Genomic DNA, 25,718 nt, shown 5'->3' on the forward strand with positions numbered 1-25,718 from the left:
AACATCTATCACATTATACATTGAATATTTTCGTTTTGCTAGTCGTTTTGAATGTGATATAGTACTATATGTTCTATTTATAAAGCATTAATGGAGACAAGTCATGACATTATTACAATTATTACATACAATCATTCTGGGACCGCTCGAACTACTTTTTGATGTGGTTTATGCGATTGCGCTTAAGATTACAGATAATCCGGGATTATCCCTTATTTTTCTGAGTCTTACGATTAACTTACTGGTTCTTCCCCTATATCGCAGAGCAGATACCATGCAGGAAGAGGAAAGGGAACAATCTCTTAAACTCAAACCCGGCGTAGACCATATAAGAAAAGTTTTCAAGGGCGATGAACGCTTCATGATATTGCAGACATTTTATCGCCAGAATAACTACAAGCCTTACTATGCACTTAAGGGCTCTTTGTCGCTACTTCTTGAGATTCCGTTCTTTATAGCAGCTTATCATTATCTTTCTAACTTAAACCTGCTTAACGGAGCATCATTTGGTCCCATATCTGATCTGGGAGCACCTGATAATCTGATCACCATCGGTAGTATCAGCTTGCATCTGCTCCCTATATTAATGACGGCAATAAATATTGTCTCCGGTATCATATATACAAAAGGAATGCCTCTTAAGAGTAAAATTCAGCTCTACGGAATGGCTCTTATCTTCCTGATACTTTTATATGAATCACCCGCAGGACTGGTATTCTATTGGACCTTAAACAACCTGTTTTCACTTGTTAAAAACATTTTCTATAAGATACCCAATCCCAAGAAGGTAATCAAGATTATTTGCTCTATAACAGGAATTGCTGTACTGGTAGCCGGTTTTATATACTTTACAGGTATAAGAAGAAAAGCACTTTCACTGATTCTTGCTCTGGCACTTCAATTTCCTCTTATTAAGAATCGCATTATTAAAGAGTCAAAAGATTCATCAAACAACGATAAGCATATAAGTTCCGATACAAGCAACGTTATATTCTACGCTAGTTGCATACTTTTGACCGTACTTGTCGGTGTACTCATACCCACCGCACTTATCGGCACTTCCACCGCAGAATTTGTGGAAATGTCTGATTTCCATTCACCACTTAAATATGTTCTTCGTTCAGCCCTCATGGCAGTCGGAACCTTTATGGTATGGTTTGTGGTTTTCTATAAACTCTCATCCGATAAAGCGAAGAAGATATTCAGTCTTGGCTCTGTAATAGCAGTATTCTGTGCAATTACGGAATACATGTTTTTCGGAAAAGGATACGGAAATATCTCTTCATCATTAAGATATGATGTGCCCATTGAAATCTCAGCCAAGGACTATATTTTTAATCTACTTATACTCTGCCTTGTCACAGGTGCCGTATACTTTATATGGAAAAAAGGAAAAGGCGAATCATTAAAAGCAATATGTATAATCGGATGCCTTGCAATCACAGCAATGTCATTGATCAATGTGGTTAAGATTAAAAGTGATTCTGACAAGCTCAAGGTATTAGCCGCCCAAAAGAGCCAAGACACCCCTGAATTTACTCTCAGCAGAACCGGAAAAAACGTCGTTGTACTTATGATGGATAGAGCCATAGGAGCATTGGTTCCGTATCTGATGGAAGAAAAGCCCGAACTTAAAGAACAGTTTGCGGGAGTCACTTTCTACCCCAACGCCTTCTCGTTTGGTCTTTGCACCAACGTCGGTGTTCCACCGATCTATGGCGGCTACGAATATATGCCATATGAGATCAATGCAAGAGCTGATGAATCTCTCAAAGACAAGCATAATGAAGCGCTTAAGGTAATGCCTGTAATGTTTATGAATGCAGGATACAAGGTTACCGTATGTGACCCTCCTTATGCCAATTACGAATGGGACTCTGACATAAGTATTTTCGATGAATATCCGGAAATCAATGCTTATATAACAACCGATGCGTTCGGCGACAATGAAGAAGCTCGAATTGCGCAGAAAGAACAGACCTTAAACAGAAATCTGTTCTGCTATTCCATTTTTAAGATCAGTCCGGTATTTTTACATAAAGAGGCTTATAATGAGGGAATATACAATTTTGCCGACTACCGTAGTCTTAATGAGGATAACGACTGGAACTTCTATTATAGTCCCACCGACATCTACACTTGTAGCGGCGTACACGATAACTTCATTTCTTCCTACACGGCACTTGAGAATTTATCGTTTATGACCAAAATAACCGACTCTGAAGAAAACACTTATCTATCACTGGCAAACGGTGCCACTCATGATGTCACCATGCTCCAAGAGCCGGAGTTTGAGCCCGCAAACGAAATTGATAACACCGAATATGAAAAAGAACATGCTGTAAGAACAGCTCCCGGCATGAAGGATCTCAGACTTACAACAATAGATCAGGTCACGCACTATCAGAGCAACATGGCCGTCCTTATACAGCTCGGAAAATGGTTTGACTTCCTAAGAGAAAACGGAGTGTGGGATAACACAAAAATAATAATCACCGCAGATCACGGTCGAAACATCGGCCTTGATACATTAACCGGAGACGGTACATCATCTGTCGGCCTTGACCCGATGAATGCAAATCCGCTATTTATGATCAAGGATTTCGGAAGCAACGAATTTACTATAGATAACACCTTTATGACCAACGCAGATGTCCCTTCGGAAGCATTTAAAGGTATTATTGATAACCCCGTCAATCCATTTACGGGCAACCCCATTAATGAGGACAGAAAAAACGATGAAGTTCTTAACGGAATGTACACCGAATGGGCTTTAGAGAAAAACCATGGCAATACATTTATTGACCCTATACGTTACACATTAAAGAACCGGAATATCTTTGATATAGATAATTGGACGTACGGAGATTGAGAGGACTTATATATATGAATATGATAATGCTTCTTTATATTGATCCCGGAACGGGAAGTATGCTCTTTACGATACTTATAGGTCTCCTTGGAGCAGGCTATTACTTCCTGAGAGATACTTTTATGAAAATAAAGTTCTCCTTTTCGGGAGGAAACGTAAAAAACAGTGATAAAGACCATGTACCCTTTGCAATATTCACAGATAGTAAGAGATACAATAATATATTTAAACCTATCTGTGATGAGATGGACAAAAGAGGACAATCTCTTGTATATATGACAGCAGAAAAAGACGATCCTCTTTTAAACGAAGAATATAAAACAGTAAAAACCGAATTTCTCGGCGAAGGAAACAAGGCTTTTGCCAAGATGAACATGCTTAAGGCCGATGTTGTTCTTTCAACAACTCCCGGACTTGATGTATATCAATGGAAAAGATCCAGAGACGTAAAATGGTACACTCACATCCTTCATGCAGCCGGAGATATCTCCATGTACCGCATGTTCGGAATCGATTACTATGACTCTCTGCTACTTAGCGGCGATTTCCAGACACAGCAGGTTCGTGAGCTTGAGGCTCTGCGTAATCTCCCGGAAAAAGAGGTTAAGCTTATAGGTCTTCCTCATATGGACGGTCTAAGAGAAAAACTTCTGACCGCCGGCCCCGCCTCAGAACATGAGACCACCGTACTTCTTGCTCCCTCCTGGGGCGGCAATTCAATACTCAATAAGTACGGCAAGGCTATGATAGATGCCCTTATAGCAACAGGCTATAAGATTATCATAAGACCTCACCCTCAGTCTTTTGTATCTGAGAAAGAGATGCTGGAACCGCTTCTTAAAGCATATCCGGAAACAGACAAACTGATATGGGACAGAAAAAGCGATAACTTTGACGCATTATATCAATCAGATATTTTGATATCCGATTTCTCAGGAGTAATATTTGATTATTCATTGGTATTTGATAAGCCCGTAATCTATACGGAAGCAAAATTTGACAACGGAATCTACGATTCCTGGTGGCTTGGTAAGAAGGAGTGGACTTTCGAAGTTCTCGACAAGATAGGCGTAGAGTTGACCGACGAGAACATCGAAAACGTAAAAGAAATAATAGATCGTTGCCTTACGGACAATCGCTTCAAGGAAGGCCGAGACCAAGCTAGATCCGAATGCTGGGCCAATATAGGTAATTCCGTTACCGGAACCGTTGACTATCTTATAGAAAAACAAAAATCATTACATGCCTAATCTCTGTTCCTGCCGGTCTTAAAGCAATACGGCAGACCAACTGAACTTATAACAACGAGAGCCATCCATACTCCGACGTTCATGGCTCTCCTGTTATATTCATCGATTGCTATGTTTTCGCCGTATCTGTACACCGGTGTCTTCTCATCAATGTAATCCATGACAATATCACCGCTGTCTCTTATTCCGGCTATTTCACTTTCAGATAAATACAACGTATCCTCAATATACTCAGCGCTGTATACATCCTGTTCTCTAACACCGTACAGTGCTCCCGGCTTAGGAACGATGAAGTGATACAGACCCGTGCTGCAAATGCCGAGTAATGCACCTACCAGCACAGCTACGGCACCTCGTTTAACCATATCCACGGTAATACAATTCTTATATACATCTTCGCTATCGGCGGAATCCTTCGAATCTCTAAGAAGCTCATACAGCATCTTTCCAAAGAATACAAATAAGAAATTCTTAAATGACAGGTTATACATCAGAGGTTCCCATATATCTATAACCATCATTCCGGTAAAAAAAGCCAGCTCAGGAAGCATATTACTTCTGATAGCCCTATGAACAAAGAACATAGTCATGACTGTCATGACCACAAATGCAACTATTCCAAGTTGCAGCAGCAGATAAAGCTGTCCCATGTCTATTCCGTACGGAACTTCCCAGTCTGAAGGACGCACAAGCCTTTGTCCAAACAATGTAAGTGAATTGCACTCCCAAAAACCCCTTGCAAGCGATAATCTTGTCTGGAATACCGCAGAATCAACTTTTTCAAACAATCCGCCTTTTAATATAAACGGCAGTCCTATAGCAATAAAGCACACAAACGGATACTCTGCATAGAGTACGACCTTTTCAAACAGTCTAGCTTTTCCGGCAAGATGCAGCCATATATTAAACAGCATGAACACCAGACAAGCCAAAACTCCCGTCCTACTTCCCGAATACTCATGAATAAACAGGTTAAAAGAAAAAGCGACTACCGAGACAAGTATTATTCCAAGATTCGATTCTCTCTTTGTTATCTTCCCTGCCTTTTCCGCATATCTCTGGGCAGAAGTAAAGAGATACATTATAAGCATAGTCAAGATAAGGACATTCATCTGAAGTGTATTGGGATGAGCATAACCAAGGGCATGCCGAAGCATAAGTCCAACTCCCGCTCTCTCGATAGGGAAATAAACCTCACCGGTTAGTCCAAATGTTCCAAGGAAAATCTTTGCGATAACAATCACACCTGCAACCAGAGAAGATGTAATAAAAACCTTTTTTATCGAAACAGCCTTCATTCCAAGCATCATGGAAAAGCAAACTATAAGCCCCTTCTCTCCCGAGAACATATAGACAAGCCCAGCCACAAGCATTAAAACGACCATTGCAATATATTCTTTAATGCTATGCTCCGTCATGATGATCTTGCACACAAACAAAACAAGGCCGGCAACCAGTGCAACATTGTACAGCATCTGCCCTTCATAAAGACCTGCCGCTCTTGCCGCGACCATGACGGCAATGTAAACAAGATATATTATTTCTGCTATTTTTGATCTATTAAGTGTTTTTCTGTCCATTTTCATATCTTAATCTTATAACTCTTTAAGCGTCTCAATAAAATCCGACAACGATCCGGATATATTATAATTGTCGGAAATATACTTCTTGGCATTCGCCGATACCGCTTTTATATCTATTTCTCCGGTCATAATCTTACAAATAGTATCCGCATACTCTTCCGGTTCCTTGCAAAGAAAATAATCGGTTCCGTCTTTCACATCGATTCCCTCAACGCCAATGTCATTGGTGAGTACAGGAATTCCAAGCGAAAGGCCTTCCAATATCTTTATCTTCACCCCTGCACCAAGTACAAGCGGCGCAGCCAGGCACTTAGCATGCTTCATTATATCGGTTACGTCATCCACAAAGCCCGTTACAACTATTCTATCCGATCTATACTTCAAAAGCTGTTTATCGGGATGACCGCCTACTACATAAAACTTCAGATCATATTCGGAAGCCGGAAGAAGCGGCCAAACATTTTCAATAAACCATATTGCACTCTTCCAGTTCTCCGGTCTGTTCATTGCGCCATAGAAAACAATCTCGTTCCTATCTCCTATATACTCAACATCTGCATAGTTTTCAAAATAGGGCGTCCAAACCTTAATGTTTCCCTTGTCTTCATCTATATTGTTCTTAAGTAGTCTATAATCCTTGTGATTATTAAGTATTACAAGATCAGCTTCCGAAATACAGCGAAGTTCCAGCTTTTTAAGCCTCTCGTACTGCTTCTTTGCTATGGCTTTCTTGATCACATTGGTAGCACTTTTAAACTTTCTTTCAAACGATAAAAACGCCACATCCTCTTCTATCACAACGATCTTAGCCTTGGGGAAGTATCTTTTTATATCGGAAATAGATACAACAACCTCAGTCCACTGCATTATGACAACATCAGGTTCATATCCCGACTCGGAATAGCTTTTCGCTTTTTCTTTTATCATGTGCCTGATAAAAGGAGGCTGTAATCCACCGCTTCTGTCATATAAGCCTCTTCTTTTGAGTTCCCAAAGGATTCTCCAGAGAATCCCCTTTAGGTTAAACTTCCTTACTATCACATCAGCGGAAATATCATATTTATCATAATCAAGCTTTGGAAGTTCTTTCTCTTTGGCTACGGTAAGGAGTCTGATATCAAACTTCCCGCTTTTTTTGATTCCTTTAAGATAATAATTATGTATTTTCCCGCCGGCGTGCGGAACACCGTCATAAGGCACCAAATATGATATCCACAGTATTTTTTTTGCGCTTCCCATTAATTACCTATCCCTTAAAACGTATCTATTTTATCTCTCAGAACCTTTGCCCATAGAGGGAACAGAACAAATCCTGTTATCCTATTAAACCTTACAATATACATAAATCTGCCTTCAGGACCACGATACACATCAGGACTTAGTTTCCCTATCTTCTTATCAAAATCTCTTACTTCATCCAGAGCCTTGGCGTCATTCATGGAAAAATAAATCTTGTACTGATTGAGCATAACATAGCGCGTAAGTCTCAATATTACGCGGCTCTTATTGTCCGAAAGCTGAGCCTTCTCTCTTTCATAATACTCAGCAACATTGTACAGGACCTTAAGATGCTGTTCTCTTCTATCAATACGAACTTTTCTGTTCATACTCTGTGCCGGAGTACCGAGAAGATATTCATACACAGGGAAGTCATAGCACACAAAATCAGAAACATACTTAAGGGGAAACAATGTGTATTCAACATCCACATAAAAACACTTCTCATCGATGATCGGTCCCATTTTTTTGAGGACATCAGTCTTATATGTCGTCGAATGCATGAACAGCGTTACCTTTTCCGCCTCATCAACGCTGTGCCTATCACCTGTTTTCATATCATCGTTATACGGATATACGGTCTTTCTGCGCTCCAAAGTGTCGGCATCCACCTCATGATAAGGTGTAAGCACAAGATCGGCAGACTCATCCCTAAGGTTCTTAATAAGCTTTTCCAAGCCCTCTTTATCAACCCAGTCATCCGCATCGACAATCCTGTAATACTTACCCTCTGCGGCCTGCAAGCTTGCATTTATCGTAGAACCATGTCCGCCGTTTGGTTTGTCGATTACTCTGACTATTCCCTCATAGCGGTTTTGGTAATCCGTTGCCACTTCCAATGTATTATCAGTTGAGCCGTCATTGACGATTATAATATCCAATTCTTCGGAAACTGCCGTATTTACAAGTGAATCAATACACCTTGGCAGATCCTTGGCAGCGTTATAGGCCGCTACACTTATAGTTAAGATCTTCATACTATCCTCTGTCTCTAAATTACATGATCACAATTTATTAAAATGAACCTTGATCGCATATGTCAGATTCAGTCCTTTAGCGCAGAAATCGACATTCTTTTTATCCAGAAGAAGTGCTTTCTTCTTCCTGTCTTTCCTATATCCGCACACCCAGTCGCAGAGTTCTTTGTACGGCGATACCATTTCTTCCGAATAGCCTTTGGCCAGTTCTATCATCTGGCTTTCTACGTCATAAACAAATAAATATTGATAAACCTGCTTTAAATAAGCCAAAAGACTTCTGTTCAATCCGATTGAATTACCGCCATGCTGCCTGTAATCCATATGCATTTCGGGATCTACGATCACTTTGCCTCCGACAGCCAGACATATCTTCAAGATCCACGTATCATGCATAAGAATATATCCGGGGTCATATATCACAGTCTTTTCAAGCAATTTCCTGTTAAATACACCCGTACATCCGGCAAAATCCGATAATATAAATCTTGTTTTCAGATCACGCTCGGCATTTAATCTATGATCCCCGATCAGATTAAGATCTGCATCAACCAGACGCTGTCCGCAATAATACAGAGCAGGGCAGGTAAACTCCCTTATCTCGTTAATTCCTGCGGAAAGCTTATCATCATCCCATACATCATCCTGATCGGCAAAAGCAAAATATAAATAATCCGTTTTACTTGCCTTCTTCATCAGATCCAGATTTCCGCGGGAAACATTCAAATGCTCGCCTGTGTACCATTCAAGGTCACTTTTTTGCGCATATTCTTCCAATATCTCTATCGTTTTATCAGTTGAGCCGTCGTCTCTAACAAGTATTCTTACTTGAACGCCTATCTGCCTCAATATGCTATCTAATTGTTCTCTTAGATATTTTTCTCCGTTATACGTTGCCATTAGGACAAGTACTTTATCTTTCAAGCCAAATGCCTCCCGGATATCACTATCAGTGATGTATCAGTTTATTCTTGATATTCTTCATGTTGGAAATAAAAAATTCATCCCTAAGTACAGTCAGACCTATCATATAAGCCAACGCGCCGACCGCAACCATGACAACCGTATTGACAATCGAGGAAGTTAGTCTTACGCCAACCGTTTTAAGAGCCGCAAACATAGGCACTCCCGCAATCACATAATTACGGCTGCTACCTACGATCTTCCAAACCGACAATTCCTTTCGCACAAGAACAAGCTGCGAAACCGTCACGGTCAGCTCTGCCAATACAGAAGCTATTGCCGCTCCCAAGGAACCAAATTTAAATATCAGTATCATATTAAGCACAAAGTTTACGCAGGCTCCTATCGTAACGGTAACAGTAAGCAGATTCTGACGCTTGGTAGGGACCATATACTGAATCCCCGTAACATTACTAAGTCCGATTATTATGATAAGCGCTCCCAAGATCTGTAATAACAATACGACCATATCATAGTCGGGTCCGAAGAACCACGGTACAAAATTGGGCGCAACTCCCGCAAGCCCCAAATATAACGGAATACCCATAAACCATACAAACCTGTATGAATTATACATATAGTGCTTAACTTCGTCTGTCTCTCCACGCTCAAAATGATAACCTATACGCGGAGCAACGACAGCGCCCAGTGATGTAACACCTGTAAGCACCATCTTGGATACTTTTATTGCCTGCTCATAGTATCCGTTTTCAAATGCATTATGCGTTATCACTCCGATCATCGTCTTATCAAGCACAGTATAGATCTGTATCGCCACAGTCGGTAAAAAGAGTGTTATGACCGATCTTATATCTCTAAACGGTCTTATACTGCGTAAATCCGGCTTGTCGACATATCTGCCGATACGTACCCAAAGAGCCGCATTGCTTATAAACATGAAAAAAGCGACACCGAATGCATATTTGACAACATCGTCTTTGGTTTTTACAAACGTAAAAATATAGAGTATACTTAGAAGCTTGAATATGATATTCCTAAGTACGATCTGCCCAAACTCTTCCAGCCCCTGAAACAGCCACACTACATCAAATGTAACCGCAAGAATCTCAAATCCAAGCACCAGATACAGCGCATGATTATTCTGCAGAACGGAAAAAACAAGATAGACAATAAGCGCAGCCGTACTTGTCAATATCTGCAGAGATTTAATATCCCAAAAGACACTGCTACGTCCGGCTCTGTCATCCTGACAATAAGAGATCTCTCTCTGGCCCAAAATAGTGATACCGAGCGTTGCAAAAAGAACAAAGTAAGAAATAACAGACTCCGCATAACTAACGGTACCGACTCCGTCCGGTTCAAGAACACGGGAAAGATACGGTGTCGTAATTAGCTGTGCTACCAATAACAGAATCTGATAAGTTAGATTAAATACATAATTCTTCTTAAGGTTTTTCTTCTTCATACGCTACTCAAAAGACACTTCCAAGGTTTATTGCGCCCGGGTAAACCTTCTTCATTTCTTCCCATTCAACTATGAACCTATCCGTAACCGGATATACGAGTTTACCGGACATCGTAGGTTTGTCTATTCTATCAAAGACCTCGATATATATGCACTTGGCACCATACAACTTTCCGACATAGAAAAACGGAACCGCTACCGCAGCACCCGCCGAAATAACAAGATCGGGACGCTCCTTCTTAAGCACTCTAAATGCCAATACCGTATTGATAATAAGTCCCTTTATGCTCCTGTTTGTAGGATAATAACAAGGGATCATCCTCTCGTTTTCAAGTAAGCTCCTTGCATCTTCCTTATCGAAGGTAACCCAGAATCTGTCCTTATTCTCCCAGAATGGCTTTAACATATACAGATGAGTTAAATGTCCGCCGGAAGACCCCACAAGGCAAACCTTTATAGAGGAACTACTATCCCCGCGGTTCTCATCAGGTGTTTTGTCACCACCAATAACCGCATATCCCTGCTGAGACAGGAGGTTGTCGTTTGAAGACGAAAGCGTTACCTGTTCTTTCTTCTTTTCAAGCTTAACCTTGGCACATTCACCGAGAATTATGCCATATACAATCCAATGGAACGGATCTTCAAAGTTTCCGGTTGAAAACTGCATAAGCATACTAAATATGAAAAGCGCCACAGCTAGCTCGTTGCCATATAAGAGGCACTGAATAAGAAGCGCCATAACTATACCAAAAATTAGTATTATCCCAAGTATTCCGCCTTCGGACATCACTCTTAGGAACGAATTCTTAAATTCCAGTACAATGCCCAGGCTGTTACCGATATCAGATCCTACAAGCTGACCTATTCCGGCACCTTTCCAGCCTGTCATATCCATTATCCGGACAAACCAGGAAAACGGGCGCTTAAATGTGTATACAAAGCCATTATCCTGTCCGCTTAACAGAGGTATTATTCTCATCCCGTAAACAGGTGACAGTGATATGATACCGACCACTATGACAAGCAGGATCACTCCGATGGTCGCCCATGTTGCCTTTTTCAGCGGATCATCAAGGATACTGTTTCTGTTACTGATGACATATATCATCAAAAGAACAGGAATCGCAACGGCACAGGTTATCATGCCTCCCATTCCATAGGAAAGTATCATAACAGCCAGAAATACAAGACCCGAACCTGCAACCTTAAGACTAAAAGAAGTGCTGATTAGGTGATAAACTGTCAGCACGATCAAAATAGCGCACACATAAGACAGGTACGCGGGTTCCGGATAAAAAAGCCTCAACCTGAGCGGACCAAGTCCCGATTCATACTCCTGAGCTCTCCACAGAAACGAATTCTTAAACACAAAAGCCGCTATTGTCGAAAGTCCAAGCAGTACTGCAACTGCATACAAAAAAAACTTCAGCCTGATCTTACCGACATTTCTGCAAGTCCAGACCATCAAGCTGATGTTCAATATCGTATGTGCCGCAAATAAAGAAGCCGCCTTAAAATCATAAGAACCTGATAGAACCTGCACCGCGGCTGAATATATCAGCGTTATCCCCGAAAGAATAAAGATAAGCTTAAAAGCCTTATTCTTACCTATCAGATACCACAAAAAGGCCGCTGCGCCAAGCACATAGAACAGATCCAAACCGGTTCCGTATAATATTTTATGAAAGACCGCTAAAGCTGCCAGTAGTAATTCCATTACACAATCCTCTATTCTCGTCCAAGCAGATCAAAGACTATTTTCTCAAGATCCTCGCAGAACTTGGAGTTATTACTCTTCATCTCTGCCGGCATGGACGCTACAAGCTTATCGTAATCCGCTATCACATTCCCAAGGTTAATTATGTCCTTGACCAACAATATATTGCCCTGTCTCTTCTGCACCGCCTCACAAAACTCAAGCTGATGGTCATTGACATGCTCACCAAATTCAGATTGCCTCGGAACAACAATCGGAACCTTACCGATACGAAGCGGCGCAATAAAGCTGGACGGGCCGCCGTGTGTGATCACGATCCTAGCATTCTTAACATGCTCTTCCATCTGCTTGTAAGGAAAGAACTTGGACCACTCACAGCTAAGAGGTTCATAGGTGCTGTAACCGGTCTGTATGATCACATCTTCGGCTATCTTGCCGCTACTCTTTAATTCATCTATGTACTTTACCAGCCTGTCAAACTGCTGTTCATGCGTTCCGACTGTAACAAATATCATTACTGATTATCCTTATCTCTTTATAAGTTTCCCTTCAAGATCATAATATGATTTGTTGATAATATTATGATTATCATCAAATGTTCGTCTTATTTCAAATACCCCTGTTGAGTCCTCTACAGGATTATCATATGTATCATAGTATTTTATCACGTTCCTATTGTTATTGTCATCATAGCCATATCCCAAACCATGATACCCTCCTCCACGAACGACATTTTCACCCTCTATTCCCCAAAAAGACTCATAAATCACTCGCCCATTCTCATCGTATTTCCTTCTACACTCAAAATAATCGCCACCAACAAGCATGGGATTTCCATCTGTTCCGTAATACTTAACACTAATCACATTTCCTGCATCGTCATATTCCAGTCTGTATGCAGAATAATCGTCATTTAGTATCAGCCCGTTTCTATCATTGTCAAACTTTCCTTCATATATCAGTCTTCTCTGATCATCATACTCTCTCCTAATTTCAACATAGCTTGTAGTTTCAAGACCAAAATACAAAACGGAAGTGTTATCGCCATAATCGTCATATATCCTAACTATAGTAGCATATCCTTCATCTAATAGCTTAAGTTCTCCGTTTTCATCATAATATGATTCAACTGTAATATTTCCCTTATCATCAAATTCCTTATTAATTTCCGCATATCCAAGTCTTGTAATAACAGGCTCATCTTCATCATCTAGGTAAACTATCTTACTCCTATGTCCGGTTTTATCATAATCGTACCTGCAACCGGAATACCCTTCTTCCATGGAAAGCCTATCACCATTCTCGTCATAATAGGCTTCATAAATAACCAGGTTTTCATCATTATACTTCTTTTTAACAGCAGCATATTTATAACCGGTTATAGTGGGTTTCCCTTCCTCGTCATTGTATCTTATATAAGTAGGTCTTCCCAAGGCATCCACCTCCTGATCAAAAGACGCATATCCCATTTGATTGGCAAGAGGAGCCCCATCTTCTCCGTAATAACTCTCGTGTGTCAGGTATTTTAACTTATTATATGCTCTATGCACCTCCGCATATCCATCTGATGAAATTACAGGAGAATTATTAGTATCATAGTATCTAACAACAATAGCATTGCCATTGTCATCATACTCATATTCATAAGCAAATACGCCTTCATCTGTCAGAGTTCTATTACCATTCAGGTCATAATATTCGGAACGACTTATCGTTCCATCATGATTGTAAGTTGAAAATATGTCATAATCAGGTGTTTTTTCGACGCATACAGAATCAGACAACAATTCAGCTTCACCTACAGGCTCAATAACAAATGAATAATAGTCTCCCGGCGAATTGAAAACCGTTTCATAATCAAGCGTTCCAGTTTCGGAGAAGTCTCTTAAATATATATCTTTTGTCATTTCAGTCCCAAACTTAGGAGATAAAGTAACCTTACCAACAACATCAGCATTAATGCTTTCGTAATTAGTCATTTCCAAATGGGTCCTTAAAGTATACGTTCCCTCATAAACTTTGGTTTCTTCTGTTTCCATCCCGCACAGATGAGTAGCCACCGAAATATTTCTAGTTCCATCCACTAATGTAGCTGGCAAAGGAAAAATATCCGCATTACTAGTAGCTTCAATCTCAATGCTTACCACCTCATACTCCGTGTCAAGTGCTAGATTATATTTTATGGTTCCCTTTTCATTCACATCTTTTCTGCTATATTTTTTTTCGACAGAACCATCTGTCGAATAAAATGTCACTTTAACGACTTCCCCTTCAACCGTAGCAAATGTATCAACCTCTATCTCGCCGGAAATCTCAACATGTTTGGTTGATATAGGAATCGAGTCTGAAGAATACCGATTACGTATATCAACGTGTTCTTCCGGATAATAATATCCCGCCACGTGATATCCCGCATCACGAAGGGCTCCTATAACTGCAGGATCAGTTGTGTATACAGCTGAATAATCGGATATACGGGCGTAGGCAGCTCCTCTTGAAAAAAATGTAGGAGAATCTTTATGTACATCCGTGATGATAGTACAGTCAAACTTTCTCACCAAGTCGTCCCCAGACAACGCACTTCTCTTAATCTCTTTAAATCTTCTTACATACTCTCCTGTTAGGACGTCAGCGTAAACCGGATAATCATTGACATCAAGAATAATCTCAACGCCCTTGCTGTCGGCGTCAAGCCTATCCTGAACATTCTCATGTGTCATTGAATCGTGTATTGTCCTAGTAGCAGAAAAAATATAGGGCGAAAGCATCGTAATAACCAGCACCACTACAGCTGCCATAATCATCTTCTTTGCATTGGATTTGTTGTTCAGCAAGACATCGGCATCGCCGTCTTTGTCAAATCCATATGAAAATGGCAAAAATAACAGCGAATTAAACGCTATTTCCGCAAAGTGCTGTTCCAGATACGAATGGATCGAGATTAGTATTGTCGCTAGAATAATAAACCCATTTCTATGCTTTACTGCCTTTCGCTGTATTATGAACCACATAAACAGGATGCAAACAAATGCTATCAAACCATATCTAACGGGAATATTTACATATGATGAGTCAAGAAAATTATAAGTAGTCCCACTCTTAATGCCCGGAGCAGCCGCGCCAAACATATCATAATTCTCTCCAAACAAGCTAATGCCATGTTCAGCTAGTCCCTTATAAGTTAACATTACTCTCCTATGCAATAATTTATCAGTCATGACCGCCCATGAGCTCTCCTTGCCGTAGAAATACGCAAGCATCAATTGTAAACCCGTCAAAAAAGGTATGAGTATATATATTGCCACCTGTACCATGGTCTCAAGCCTCTGAGGAACGGTAAACTTATAGAACTTCTTTTCATACAGAAAAACTCCTATAACAGCTAAGCAAAGCAACCCCGAGATAATAGAAGATGTAACAGAATCAAAATAAAACCAGGAAAGAAAAAGTGACAAGCAAGAAAAAATAAATGTAATGATAAACGGACATATTTTACCTAAAATCATCAAGCAAAAGCACAAATACAAGACAAAACTAGCCGCATCAGTCGGATATTTAAGTCCCATAGTTGAGCGAACCCTATTAACATGAACATAAACTGAATTAATTCTTGAATTAAAGGCAAATGTATAAAGAAAAGTATATAGAATTGTGATACCAGCAGTAATAGCAGTGCATTTGATGACCTTTTTAAGATTAACCCCAATGCTACCAGCAGCAAAAAAAGCCATGTATCTCAGCTCGCCATAGCCATTTTTCAATGATACAGCAGTCATAATGAAGATAAGTATTAACCCAATTATAACCTCTCTCTTCTTAAAGGTGAGGTTTCTTATCAGCCACGTTACTACTATGATAGGAAGCGTCAAGCTAACCACTCGTTCAATAAACTCCACAAAGAAAAACGGTGCACTTGAAAGCACCGTAATCTGAGTAAAATAATATAAAGCGAAAATTATGATATAGACTATTTCATAATACTTATCAATAACAGAAATAGCCCTTTCTAACCCCGTATTCACCTGCAACTTCATCATGCTGTAATCACTTAATATAAAGCGCCTTTCTCCCCGATTATTTTTCTTATCTTACCGCCATGATAACATATTGCTCGATAATTGTCATCCGAAGCTCAGAATAAACACTTTAAAGGAAATCCCAAAACCACTTAGTCATATCACCAAATCAATACATAAAGATTTGGCTAAATTTGCACTCAGAATAAGTTCCATCTGTGCAGTCTACATCGCCTCCGTCCAAAATGACTGTTACATTTCCTCTAACGGTAGACAAATCCATCACATTCTTACACACTTCACTTTCCAAATCTGAATAGTTGTTCTCCACATATCCAACAATTTTACTCGATTCATCATAAACATATGCAATTCGCTTCTCGTAATCCATATCACTCTGAACATTAAAACAAAGGTAATTATACCCTGAATCCATATCTATATTAAACATTATGCCAATATATTCTTTGTTTTTTATTTGTTCAGATGTGTTCTTTGCAACACAATCGCTTTTCTGCTTTCCTTTACAATCAATTCCTGTATTTTTTCCATCTTCAACAATATACTCTGCTCCATTTATAACTACGTCCACATCTTCATTATTCAAAATATCTACCGGTTTTACCCCACTTAACTCTTCATTCAATAATGCTGCAGCATAATAATCAGCTTCATAATCTGTTTGTCCATTTAAGCTCGTATAATCAAACGTGGTGTAAAAATCATATTCTTTTCTTAGATAATCCTCGTAGTTTTCCTCAGTTAATAGATATTTACCATCATGCATCCATCTAAGCATTAAGCTGTTAATCCATGTACCATAATGATTTTCATCCTTATAATTATTTAAATCAGTTGTTAAATCTGTCCTATTATTGAATGAAAATAAATGTATGTTTTTATGCGGCAATATGAGTTCTGTAATATATCGCTCTGCTTCTAATTGTTTAAAAAGCCTTCCTTCATTATATTGTTCGCACCACCACACAGCACTATATGGCGTATAAAAATAATAGAAATCCACATCCGGATACTCATCCGCTACGTTCGTGACATTAGTAACTATATTCTCTTTGATAAGCGCCTTTTCACCGTTAGATAAATGCTCATCCTCAACAGTCTTATTGACAGCTACACCATCAGGTGCCACCGTATTGATTCCAAACACATACGAATCTTGCCATCTTGAATAATTATCAAAAGTTGTGATTCCCGGTTCAAATCCCTCTTTGTCATTATCTAATGTCATCTGATAAACTCTGTTAAATAGTATATCTCTGTTTAGCAAGTACTCAACATCATTAAAAACGTTATTATCATACAAATAAGTTGGATACTTTCCTAGATCAGTCCTCATCTCATCTACAGTTGAAAAAAATTTGCCCATGTCCAAACTTCTAATTATAATCCTCAAATTAGGATTAACTTTTAAGGCGTTTTTAATATTATCGTTTATTTCCTTATACGATCCACCAGAATACGCAACCTTAATTGAGTTACATTCAAATATTTCATCAACCTCTGATGTTCTAAAGTTCTCTGCCATAGATGTGCCTGATACTAGGGCATTATATTCAAAATGTTTAATTATGCCATCATTTTGGCTTCGCTGATTGTTCAGAGTATAGAAATAACTATTTAACTCCGGCTTATGATAATGAAAATAAGGATCTATCTTATAACACCAGTAAGCAAAAACGCTTAATGCTGATACCACAATTATAATCCAACTTATCAACCACAATTTTGCTCTCATAACACCCTCTTAAAAACCATAATATACAAATGTTGATTCTGCCCCCAAACATAAAACTCCCCAAATAAAAGCAAATGTAGCAAGAAGCAATGACCAAATGCTTAAACTTTCTCGTTTCCTATAATTATTTTCCGGAACAAAGCAAACAACACTTGCAATCATAATAAATATCAGCATATTAAACCCCCGAACATTGTTTGGAAGATAATTCAGCCCCAACATATTATAAATAAACTGATTTTCTACTAAGTTAAATGCAGAAATTATCCCATCACTTATAGAAGTGTTCTGCATGAACAAAATCTTAAATAAAATCATTTTCCACTGAGCAACGGACTGAGCACTAAATAAAAGCCATAACATATTTACTATTGCAAATGTGCAAAACCATCTAACCGGAATAAATAGTTTTTCTTCTACTTTGTCAAACATCCTGTCGAAGCAGCTAAATAATCCATGCAAGATTCCCCATAAAATGAATGTCCAATTAGCCCCATGCCACAATCCACTTACCAAAAAAACAATAAGTGTATTTACATAGGTTAAAATAATGCCTCTCCTAGCCCCTCCAAGCGGAATATAAATATATTTTGTCAAAAAATTTGTAAGTGAGATATGCCATCTCTTCCAAAAATCTCTGATTGAAATCGCCTTGTACGGGGAATCAAAATTCATCGGCAGGTCAATATTAAACATTGACGAAATCCCAACAGCCATATCACTGTATCCACTGAAATCAAAATAAATCTCAAAAGTATAAAACATAGTCAATAAAATACAATCCATCGCTGTTGCAGCATATATATTTGTATATGTCCACGTAACCGCTTTAGCAAACGTATCAGCCAGTATAACCTTCTTGATCAAACCTAAGCTGAACAGCTTAATTCCTATGGCTATATTGGTTATATCCACTTGTTTCCTAGTTTCCTGATTTATTTGCGAAATATAATCGACCGGATCCATTATCGGTCCCATTACAAGCTTTGGAAAATAAAGAATATATGCAATATAATCAATGATATTATTATTCTCCAAATCACCGCGCTCAGTTGCTACAATATAAGCAATTTGCTGAAAAGTATAGAATGATATTCCCAATGGAAGAATTATCTCCATAAACGGAATTTCTTTTCCAAAAATCATGTTTATATTCGTAATAGCAAAGTTTAAATATTTGAAATATAGCAACAATCCCACATTTACAATAATTGGTAATGCAAGGATTATTTTATTAGTAAACTTGAATCTCTTGTTCACCAGTACAAAAGCATAATTAATTAACATGCTTATTCCTAAGTAAATAAGCATGTTTGATTGCCCTAACAAACAAAAAACAATACTGGCAATTATTATTACAAACTTTCCCAACACTGGTTTTATCCTGTTTGCCACAAAATAAAGTAATAATGTTATCGGAAGAAAACACAGTATAAACGCATAGCTATTGAATTGCATACTAATATCACCCAGTCATCTTTGCCAAAAATATATTAAATATAGTTCTATATTGCTATTTTTCAATTATTCTTTTATGCAATATGCCATATGATTTGGAGCTTTTATGAAAATAGCTTTTTTCAATGAAGACACTTAGCATAATGCTTACTATTCTTATAGCTTAAGATTGATTTTTTTCTTATAAACGCCATAGCCTAAAAGCATTGAAACAACAATAATAAAAATATATCTAATAATTGAATGTGTTTTATACATTAGTAATGCTCCTCCCATCCCCAAAAAGAGCAAACACAAAGAGCACACTATTTTTTTTATATCATATACATCGCTTCCTATAATGTGTTTAGAAATAACATAATGTAAAACAGCTACAATTGCATATCCCAAAAGTGTTGTATATGCCGCAGCCTGATATCCGATAATAGGAATAAAAAGATAATTTAATGATATATTCACTAAAGCACCAAACAATGTAACCGGGAAAATATATTTTGTCTTTTCATACACAAACTCTATATTAGAAAACACAAAATAGAAAGATGAAAAGAATATTCCTACTATCAATGTGGGAATTATTGTCACGGCAGATAAATACTTTTTACCGCCAAGTAACATTATCCCTTCTGGTGCAAAAAGCATCATATAAACAGAAAAAACTACCGATAAAAATACGAGTGTGCTGGTCGACTGACTTAATTTACTATAGTTTTTTTCTTTTATACATTTCATCGACATCGGATTATACGCACTGTTAAGCGCATTAAAAACAATTAATGCCAGGCTTGAAAATGAATATGCCACTGTATATAACCCCGTGCTATATTGTCCATCAAGCCTTTGAATCATAACTTTGTCCGATGTAGCCAAAAGAATTGAACACAAATAATGTGGAATCAAGGGTAAATTAAAAAGGATCCCTGCTTTCCAGTATTTATAAGCACCTTTCCACTTGACATTTTTAAAAATAGCAACCAGCAAAACAACTGCCACAATTGCAGCTGGAATCGTCAAGCCTAATATTCGCCCCAGCACTCTGTCAGAAGATATCCAAAATGATAATAAAACACTCAAAACACTCTTCGCAAAAAATAAAGAAACAACCATAATGGCATATGCTTTATATGCGTATTCAAATCTCCTTGGAACAATCCAGAATTGAATAATAGCCTCTGCAACTATGCTCACAGCCATAATAAAAAGATATTTTCTATTTAGATTCAACAATAACGAAAACTGTCTTCCAAACACAAGGATAACCGACCAAATGACTGCAGATATTAGCAGGCTAAGTGAACAAAGATAACCAATAATATTATTTTTATTGTCTTCTTCTTTTGTTAAATATACTTCTAATACCCCACCAAACAAATTAAAAGTGGCTAATACGGAAAAAATTGCATTCCAAGAGCTATATGTACCAAATACACCAACTTCCTCTACCGTAAGAATTCGGTTAATAATAGGCTGCGTTATAATAGAAATGCTTTTATCGATAATCGCAACAAGCCAAAACCAAAAGCTGGCCCTTACTACAACACTTGAATTCTTATATTTTTTTTCAAATTTTCCTATTATATTTTTAATAATACAGCGCATTTTACATTCACTCTTGTAATAATAATTCTTTCATTTGCTCAAATATTTTCTCATTAGCATCAAAATGTTTTCCTAAATACATCAGTTTCAAGACAGAATCTCTTTTTTCAGCATAATAATCGATATTGGTTATTGATTTATCTATCTCTTCCAATAATTCTTCTGAATTATTTACAATCGGTCCTCCGCAAATATCAGAATATGGCTCATATGCAAAGCCTCTGACTTCTTTGTATTTATCATAATCGTACAAATTATATATGATAGGTTTATCCAACAACAACCAATCCAGTCCAATAGACGAATAATCTGTGATCATCATATCACTGGCTTTCATAACATCATAGAAACTGAACTCAAAATTCTCTTTATACAAAACAACCTCTGATGTTGCTTTATTAACAGCAGCAGCATTTTGCCAAGGATGAAGTTTGGCAATAACAATATAATTTCGTTCTTTCAAATACTCATTTATAACAGCATCATTATAACCAAATCCCCATATACTTCGACTATTAATTGAATCGCTTGATTCGTAATCTCTAAATGTCGGAGCATATAAAATCACTTTAGTAGATTCATTATGTTTTAAAGAATCTACCCATTTTTTACATTCATTGTTAATTGGTAATCTAGAATCAAAATTATCATTTCTATTAAGCCCCAGTGGATACAAGCACTGAATCGTAGTCCCAAATGCTGTACATCTTATGAGCGAATCAACAAAAGATGATGAAATCAGTCTCACTTTTTCTTGATGTTTCAAACACCATTTACGTATTTTTATAGTATCTCCTTGGAATACATAATCACCTTTACATGACGTAAAATACGTAAGGCATATCTGAGCTTGCGACTTAGTAGCATAATCTTGAAGATATGAAATAGTCTCTGTCACCCACACTTTACATCTAAAGCGACAGAATAGAACTTTTAACTTATCAATAAAACTCGCATCTTTCCCATGATACACAAAATGAAACTTTATATGACTATGCTCCTGTATATATTCTTTATATTTCTCAAGTCTTTCACGAAAATGAATAACAAGGTATATTTCTCCTTCAAAATCCTTTTTCTCGGATAGCCAATAATTTACAAAAGATAGTGCGCTATCAGCCGTATGATTAATCAAATCATACTTATCCTTTTCACAGTTTGAAAGAGGCATAAAAAACACTGCATTCCTCTTTTTAGGAATTAAATAATTCAATACCTTTAAGCAAATATCTTTCATCTTTATATATTTCCTTCTAAAAGAATAGGATTATGCTTTTTCCAATTGGCATACACAGGAATAGTACATAACGACAAAAATAGTAAGTATCCAGAATGTGTTCTAACAGAACTATTATAGAAAAAAAGCACAACCGTCATCACCGACATAACAAATCCAACATCAACAAAATAAGAGTATCTATTACTATCTTTTCTATACTCCAGTCCCATCTTAACAAGACTTACTAACATATATGCATAACTAAGTAGTCCCCACGCCCCAGTTTCAATAAAAGTAGCCGCATGAGAAAAAATGTAATATTCATATTTTTTATTCTGTAAATAAAAATCGCTCTGAAAAATAGTATTGTTTGGAGACATCTCACAATTGCCTAGTCCATAACCAAATATATTTTTCAATAAATCATTATGAAAGAAATATCGATTAATCTGCTCAAATGGATTCAATCGACTCACAGAATATGCCCCACCAACGTATAAACCACTATCGGTGTAGTAGTGATTATCCTTTCCTCCTAAATATGTGATAGCAGATTGTATACTGTATATATAATCAAATCTTTTCGGGAACAAAACAGCCAGGGCACCAAAACCTATGAGTGCGACCGATACACCAATTATAGCTACCACAATCTTCTTCTCAACATTCCTAGATAGGAATGTTGTTATGATCATTATCATTGCAATTTCAACAAAGAAGGCCGTTATTTCTGTAAAACCTGCTATTAAACAAGATGATCCAAGTATCCATAGTAATTGACTCACATTTTTCTGCTTTCGAAGATACTTAGTCATAGTATAAGTACAAATAACCATTAAGTATATGTTTGTATAGGCATTAGCTCCTTGGCGAATACCAAATATGCCTCCCAGCCAATCGCCACTGATATTTAAAACAAAAAATTCAAGCAAACAAAGAATTACATTCAAATACTGATACTTGCACAATATTTCCAATATATATTCCATTTCATGAGCGTCGAGAACTGCCGCACAACTGATAAAGAAGAAAAAGAAAATATACGTCTTCGTACTTGCCCACAAAAAAAGAACAGGCGACATCCCATTTATCAACCACCCAATTACTACTCCGGTTGAAAAAAAGACAATCCATCTAAATATCCACCGTTCATCTTTAGGCCTTTTCGCTCTAAAGTGAAGACTCTTAAAAGTCCAAACTATTAACAATATAGCCAAAATATGAATTAAATTTTTTATTGTTTCCGGCATGTGGAAAACATCAATAATCCAATTCATATTTAGATAGAACAAACATAAGTACTTTATGTACCTTTTCCTATTAAGTAGCATAATCGATCTCTCTTATCAAACCTTTCACTTCCTAATTTATTAAAAATCAAAAAAACATTTTCCTTGTAAATCTGTTTTTATAGAGTATTGTTTTTATCATATTCCTAAGCAAAATACTAGGAGTAATCCTCCAATATTTATTAAAAAAGGACTGCGATGTCATATCCACCAAATCTTCACGCATTTGAGGGAAATTATCAGAATAAGCTAGAGGCTGTTCCATTTCTGAAACATCTCCAATCAATTCTTCTACAGTACAATTTTCTAAATAAAAGTCATTTTTACAAGATTCGAATAAAACCTTTCCCTTTTCTGTGTTTACTAACATTTTTGTCGAGCCTTTATCATCATTATTAAGATGTTCGTAGCGTGATACATCCCAAGCGTCCCATATTGTTATATCGGCACCTCTATTCACACCTCTAAATGGACAAGAAAAGCACGATTCTCTAGCGAATGCATTAGAAAAAAAAGCCTTTAAATATGGATCATAATTCAAGGGCTTATAATACTGCTTTCCACTACTAAATGAAACGTTCATAGTCGAGTAATGATACCCATAATGCTTATCTCTAAATCGAATCTTGTTAATTATGTCGTGATTCTTTTTTTCCATATAGTCTATATATTTAGAGAGTAAAAGCGGCGAAACAACCTCTCTACACATGACTTCTACTGTTATTAGATTATCATGCTTGCCATATTTATTTTTTATACCATTTACTTGACAAGGAGTTCCTGAAAACAAGACTTTTCTTCCCGAAGAAATATCTTGTTCTATGCTCTGATCTTCAAGCATTCTTCTCATACTACTTTGAGTATACTTTGAATTTCTCATTAAAGAGATATCTTTAACATCAGTTGATCGAACATGCTGCGCATGCCCATCATGCATAATGACTCCATAGACTACCCCATCATCATCTATTATTTTCTTCGCCAATGGAGTAAAAGCGCCACCAGATGTACTATCAATTCTAATCATTTCATCTTTGCATTGAACTATATATCCCGTTAGCGGTTTATTTATAATGGTTTCACCTTGAAGCGGGCATACTTCATTACAAAGTGAGCAGTTAATGCATGTATCAACATTAACTTTAGCTCTTTCGAATCCCATTTCATCTGTTACAAGGTTAATCGATTTGGTTGGACAAACTGTGGTACATATCCCACATCCACAGCAATTTTCTTTATTATCAAAATTTATCATAATTCCTACTCCATAATTCCCAACATAGAAAAAAGACAAAGGATATTAGCACATCTATACTTTAGAAGAAATACAAAAAGCTTCTGCTTTATTCTAAGTTTTGAAACCGGATATTCTTGAATTATTTCTTTAAGGATGGCATTTGAACAAATTACGCGTATGTTTTCTATACATTTATGATATGTTTCCCCCGAGATTTTGGGAATCTCTTGTCTAATACAAAGTTTCATTCCTATCAAGTAATACTTCATAAATCTTAGCTTTGCATATTCATATATTCCAGCACTTTTAAGACGCTTACATCCTTCAATATATATTTTTTGCTTCATCTCAAACCTATCTTTCCGATACTTATGAGATAATGAAGTTGGATTTATCCTATATAAATAATCTCTGCATCCATTAAATCTGACCCCAATAGAGTACTTAAAGTACTCAAGGTTAAAAAATAAATCTTCTGAAGTGTATTCTCGCTCTGATTCAAACCGTAGATTATTGGCCCTTATGATTTTCATGCTATATAATGTATTGCATGCAGATATAACTATACCGTCTTGCTTGTCAGGAGAACTCCCAAACAATCTAGGCAATAAATTCTCCTTAATTTCCACACCACAATACTCAGCTATATCAGCTTTTCCATAAGATCCTACATCTTTCCCTTCCTCAGAAATCCTTTCAAATCCTCCAACGCAAGTATCAATTTTATTTTCATAAATACCTTCAACTAAATTCTTGATTAAATCCTTTTTAAAAACATCATCAGAATCCAAAAAAAGTACGTACTCACCATTCGCGTGCTCTATACCGGTATTTCTTGCATACCCCAAGCCCGCGTTTTCTTTCGTATACAATTTGATGTTTTTATTTTTTAACGCATATTCTCTGCATATTGCCTCACTATTATCAGTTGAGCCGTCATTAATTATAATTATTTCTATATCCTTGTAGCTTTGATTAATCAAAGAATCCAGACATTCAGGTAAATATTTTTCAACATTGTAAACCGGTAAAACTACACTTATCATAACTCCTACACCTATATGTCAATACAACATTA

At 37.3% G+C, this 25,718-nt stretch carries 17 protein-coding genes; 2 read left to right on the forward strand and 15 right to left on the reverse strand.

The window, feature by feature from the left end:
• The first annotated feature begins 103 nt into the window (after positions 1 to 103).
• Together yidC and D6856_RS10025 are read left to right on the forward strand one after the other, a co-directional pair.
• Positions 104 to 2,872, forward strand: coding sequence for a YidC/Oxa1 family membrane protein insertase (yidC, locus tag D6856_RS10020; RefSeq protein WP_120686763.1), 2,769 nt, complete (start codon positions 104 to 106; stop codon positions 2,870 to 2,872).
• Positions 2,873 to 2,886: 14 nt separating this feature from the next.
• On the forward strand, positions 2,887 to 4,122 hold the full coding sequence (locus D6856_RS10025) for a CDP-glycerol glycerophosphotransferase family protein (RefSeq protein WP_120686764.1): 1,236 nt from the start codon (positions 2,887 to 2,889) through the stop codon (positions 4,120 to 4,122).
• Here the strand turns inward: D6856_RS10025 and D6856_RS10030 are convergent.
• From D6856_RS10030 to D6856_RS10100, 15 genes are all read right to left on the reverse strand, one after another.
• Complete coding sequence (locus D6856_RS10030; protein WP_147367826.1) at positions 4,119 to 5,702, reverse strand: hypothetical protein; 1,584 nt, start codon at positions 5,700 to 5,702, stop codon at positions 4,119 to 4,121. The two genes, D6856_RS10025 and D6856_RS10030, sit on opposite strands and share 4 nt — an antisense overlap.
• Before the next feature lie 15 nt (positions 5,703 to 5,717).
• On the reverse strand, positions 5,718 to 6,944 hold the full coding sequence (locus tag D6856_RS10035; protein ID WP_120686766.1) for a glycosyltransferase: 1,227 nt from the start codon (positions 6,942 to 6,944) through the stop codon (positions 5,718 to 5,720).
• A 14-nt stretch (positions 6,945 to 6,958) separates the two neighbouring features.
• On the reverse strand, positions 6,959 to 7,960 hold the full coding sequence (locus D6856_RS10040; protein ID WP_120686767.1) for a glycosyltransferase family 2 protein: 1,002 nt from the start codon (positions 7,958 to 7,960) through the stop codon (positions 6,959 to 6,961).
• 27 nt (positions 7,961 to 7,987) lie between these two features.
• Positions 7,988 to 8,884, reverse strand: coding sequence for a glycosyltransferase (locus D6856_RS10045; RefSeq protein ID WP_243114071.1), 897 nt, complete (start codon positions 8,882 to 8,884; stop codon positions 7,988 to 7,990).
• 25 nt (positions 8,885 to 8,909) lie between these two features.
• Positions 8,910 to 10,349 (reverse strand): flippase, encoded by a 1,440-nt coding sequence (locus D6856_RS10050; RefSeq protein WP_120686768.1) that lies wholly within the window; start codon positions 10,347 to 10,349, stop codon positions 8,910 to 8,912.
• Positions 10,350 to 10,356: 7 nt separating this feature from the next.
• Entirely contained in the window at positions 10,357 to 12,066 is a 1,710-nt protein-coding gene (gene pssD / locus D6856_RS15465) for a PssD/Cps14F family polysaccharide biosynthesis glycosyltransferase (RefSeq protein WP_330544281.1), read from the reverse strand.
• An 11-nt stretch (positions 12,067 to 12,077) separates the two neighbouring features.
• A complete protein-coding gene (locus D6856_RS10060; protein ID WP_120686769.1) occupies positions 12,078 to 12,581 on the reverse strand; it encodes a glycosyltransferase in 504 nt (167 codons plus the stop codon).
• Between the two features lie 12 nt (positions 12,582 to 12,593).
• Entirely contained in the window at positions 12,594 to 16,103 is a 3,510-nt protein-coding gene (locus tag D6856_RS10065; protein ID WP_147367827.1) for an oligosaccharide repeat unit polymerase, read from the reverse strand.
• A gap of 148 nt (positions 16,104 to 16,251) precedes the next feature.
• Positions 16,252 to 17,838: a hypothetical protein gene (locus D6856_RS10070; protein WP_120686771.1), complete on the reverse strand. Its 1,587-nt coding sequence runs from the start codon at positions 17,836 to 17,838 to the stop codon at positions 16,252 to 16,254.
• Between the two features lie 9 nt (positions 17,839 to 17,847).
• Complete coding sequence (locus D6856_RS10075; protein ID WP_158588904.1) at positions 17,848 to 19,209, reverse strand: MBOAT family O-acyltransferase; 1,362 nt, start codon at positions 19,207 to 19,209, stop codon at positions 17,848 to 17,850.
• A gap of 243 nt (positions 19,210 to 19,452) precedes the next feature.
• Positions 19,453 to 20,895: an oligosaccharide flippase family protein gene (locus D6856_RS10080; protein ID WP_120686773.1), complete on the reverse strand. Its 1,443-nt coding sequence runs from the start codon at positions 20,893 to 20,895 to the stop codon at positions 19,453 to 19,455.
• A 7-nt stretch (positions 20,896 to 20,902) separates the two neighbouring features.
• Positions 20,903 to 22,132, reverse strand: a complete 1,230-nt coding sequence (locus tag D6856_RS10085; RefSeq protein ID WP_120686774.1) for a CDP-glycerol glycerophosphotransferase family protein — start codon at positions 22,130 to 22,132, stop codon at positions 20,903 to 20,905.
• 2 nt (positions 22,133 to 22,134) lie between these two features.
• Positions 22,135 to 23,364 (reverse strand): hypothetical protein, encoded by a 1,230-nt coding sequence (locus D6856_RS10090; RefSeq protein ID WP_147367828.1) that lies wholly within the window; start codon positions 23,362 to 23,364, stop codon positions 22,135 to 22,137.
• 127 nt (positions 23,365 to 23,491) lie between these two features.
• Positions 23,492 to 24,658: a Coenzyme F420 hydrogenase/dehydrogenase, beta subunit C-terminal domain gene (locus D6856_RS10095; RefSeq protein ID WP_120686776.1), complete on the reverse strand. Its 1,167-nt coding sequence runs from the start codon at positions 24,656 to 24,658 to the stop codon at positions 23,492 to 23,494.
• 5 nt (positions 24,659 to 24,663) lie between these two features.
• On the reverse strand, positions 24,664 to 25,686 hold the full coding sequence (locus D6856_RS10100) for a glycosyltransferase (RefSeq protein WP_120686777.1): 1,023 nt from the start codon (positions 25,684 to 25,686) through the stop codon (positions 24,664 to 24,666).
• Positions 25,687 to 25,718: the final 32 nt, after the last annotated feature.

The sequence above is a fragment of the Butyrivibrio sp. XB500-5 genome, from assembly GCF_003625505.1.
In the GTDB taxonomy this organism is placed as follows: Bacteria; Bacillota; Clostridia; order Lachnospirales; family Lachnospiraceae; genus Butyrivibrio.

Coding starts and splice junctions, on each gene's coding strand:
- yidC (WP_120686763.1), top strand. CDS start 104: ATGACATTATTACAATTATTACATACAATCATTCTGGGACCGCTCGAA.
- D6856_RS10025 (WP_120686764.1), top strand. CDS start 2,887: ATGAATATGATAATGCTTCTTTATATTGATCCCGGAACGGGAAGTATG.
- D6856_RS10030 (WP_147367826.1), bottom strand. CDS start 5,702: ATGGACAGAAAAACACTTAATAGATCAAAAATAGCAGAAATAATATAT.
- D6856_RS10035 (WP_120686766.1), bottom strand. CDS start 6,944: ATGGGAAGCGCAAAAAAAATACTGTGGATATCATATTTGGTGCCTTAT.
- D6856_RS10040 (WP_120686767.1), bottom strand. CDS start 7,960: ATGAAGATCTTAACTATAAGTGTAGCGGCCTATAACGCTGCCAAGGAT.
- D6856_RS10050 (WP_120686768.1), bottom strand. CDS start 10,349: ATGAAGAAGAAAAACCTTAAGAAGAATTATGTATTTAATCTAACTTAT.
- pssD (WP_330544281.1), bottom strand. CDS start 12,066: ATGGAATTACTACTGGCAGCTTTAGCGGTCTTTCATAAAATATTATAC.
- D6856_RS10060 (WP_120686769.1), bottom strand. CDS start 12,581: ATGATATTTGTTACAGTCGGAACGCATGAACAGCAGTTTGACAGGCTG.
- D6856_RS10065 (WP_147367827.1), bottom strand. CDS start 16,103: ATGATGAAGTTGCAGGTGAATACGGGGTTAGAAAGGGCTATTTCTGTT.
- D6856_RS10070 (WP_120686771.1), bottom strand. CDS start 17,838: ATGAGAGCAAAATTGTGGTTGATAAGTTGGATTATAATTGTGGTATCA.
- D6856_RS10080 (WP_120686773.1), bottom strand. CDS start 20,895: ATGCGCTGTATTATTAAAAATATAATAGGAAAATTTGAAAAAAAATAT.
- D6856_RS10085 (WP_120686774.1), bottom strand. CDS start 22,132: ATGAAAGATATTTGCTTAAAGGTATTGAATTATTTAATTCCTAAAAAG.
- D6856_RS10090 (WP_147367828.1), bottom strand. CDS start 23,364: ATGCCGGAAACAATAAAAAATTTAATTCATATTTTGGCTATATTGTTA.
- D6856_RS10095 (WP_120686776.1), bottom strand. CDS start 24,658: ATGATAAATTTTGATAATAAAGAAAATTGCTGTGGATGTGGGATATGT.
- D6856_RS10100 (WP_120686777.1), bottom strand. CDS start 25,686: ATGATAAGTGTAGTTTTACCGGTTTACAATGTTGAAAAATATTTACCT.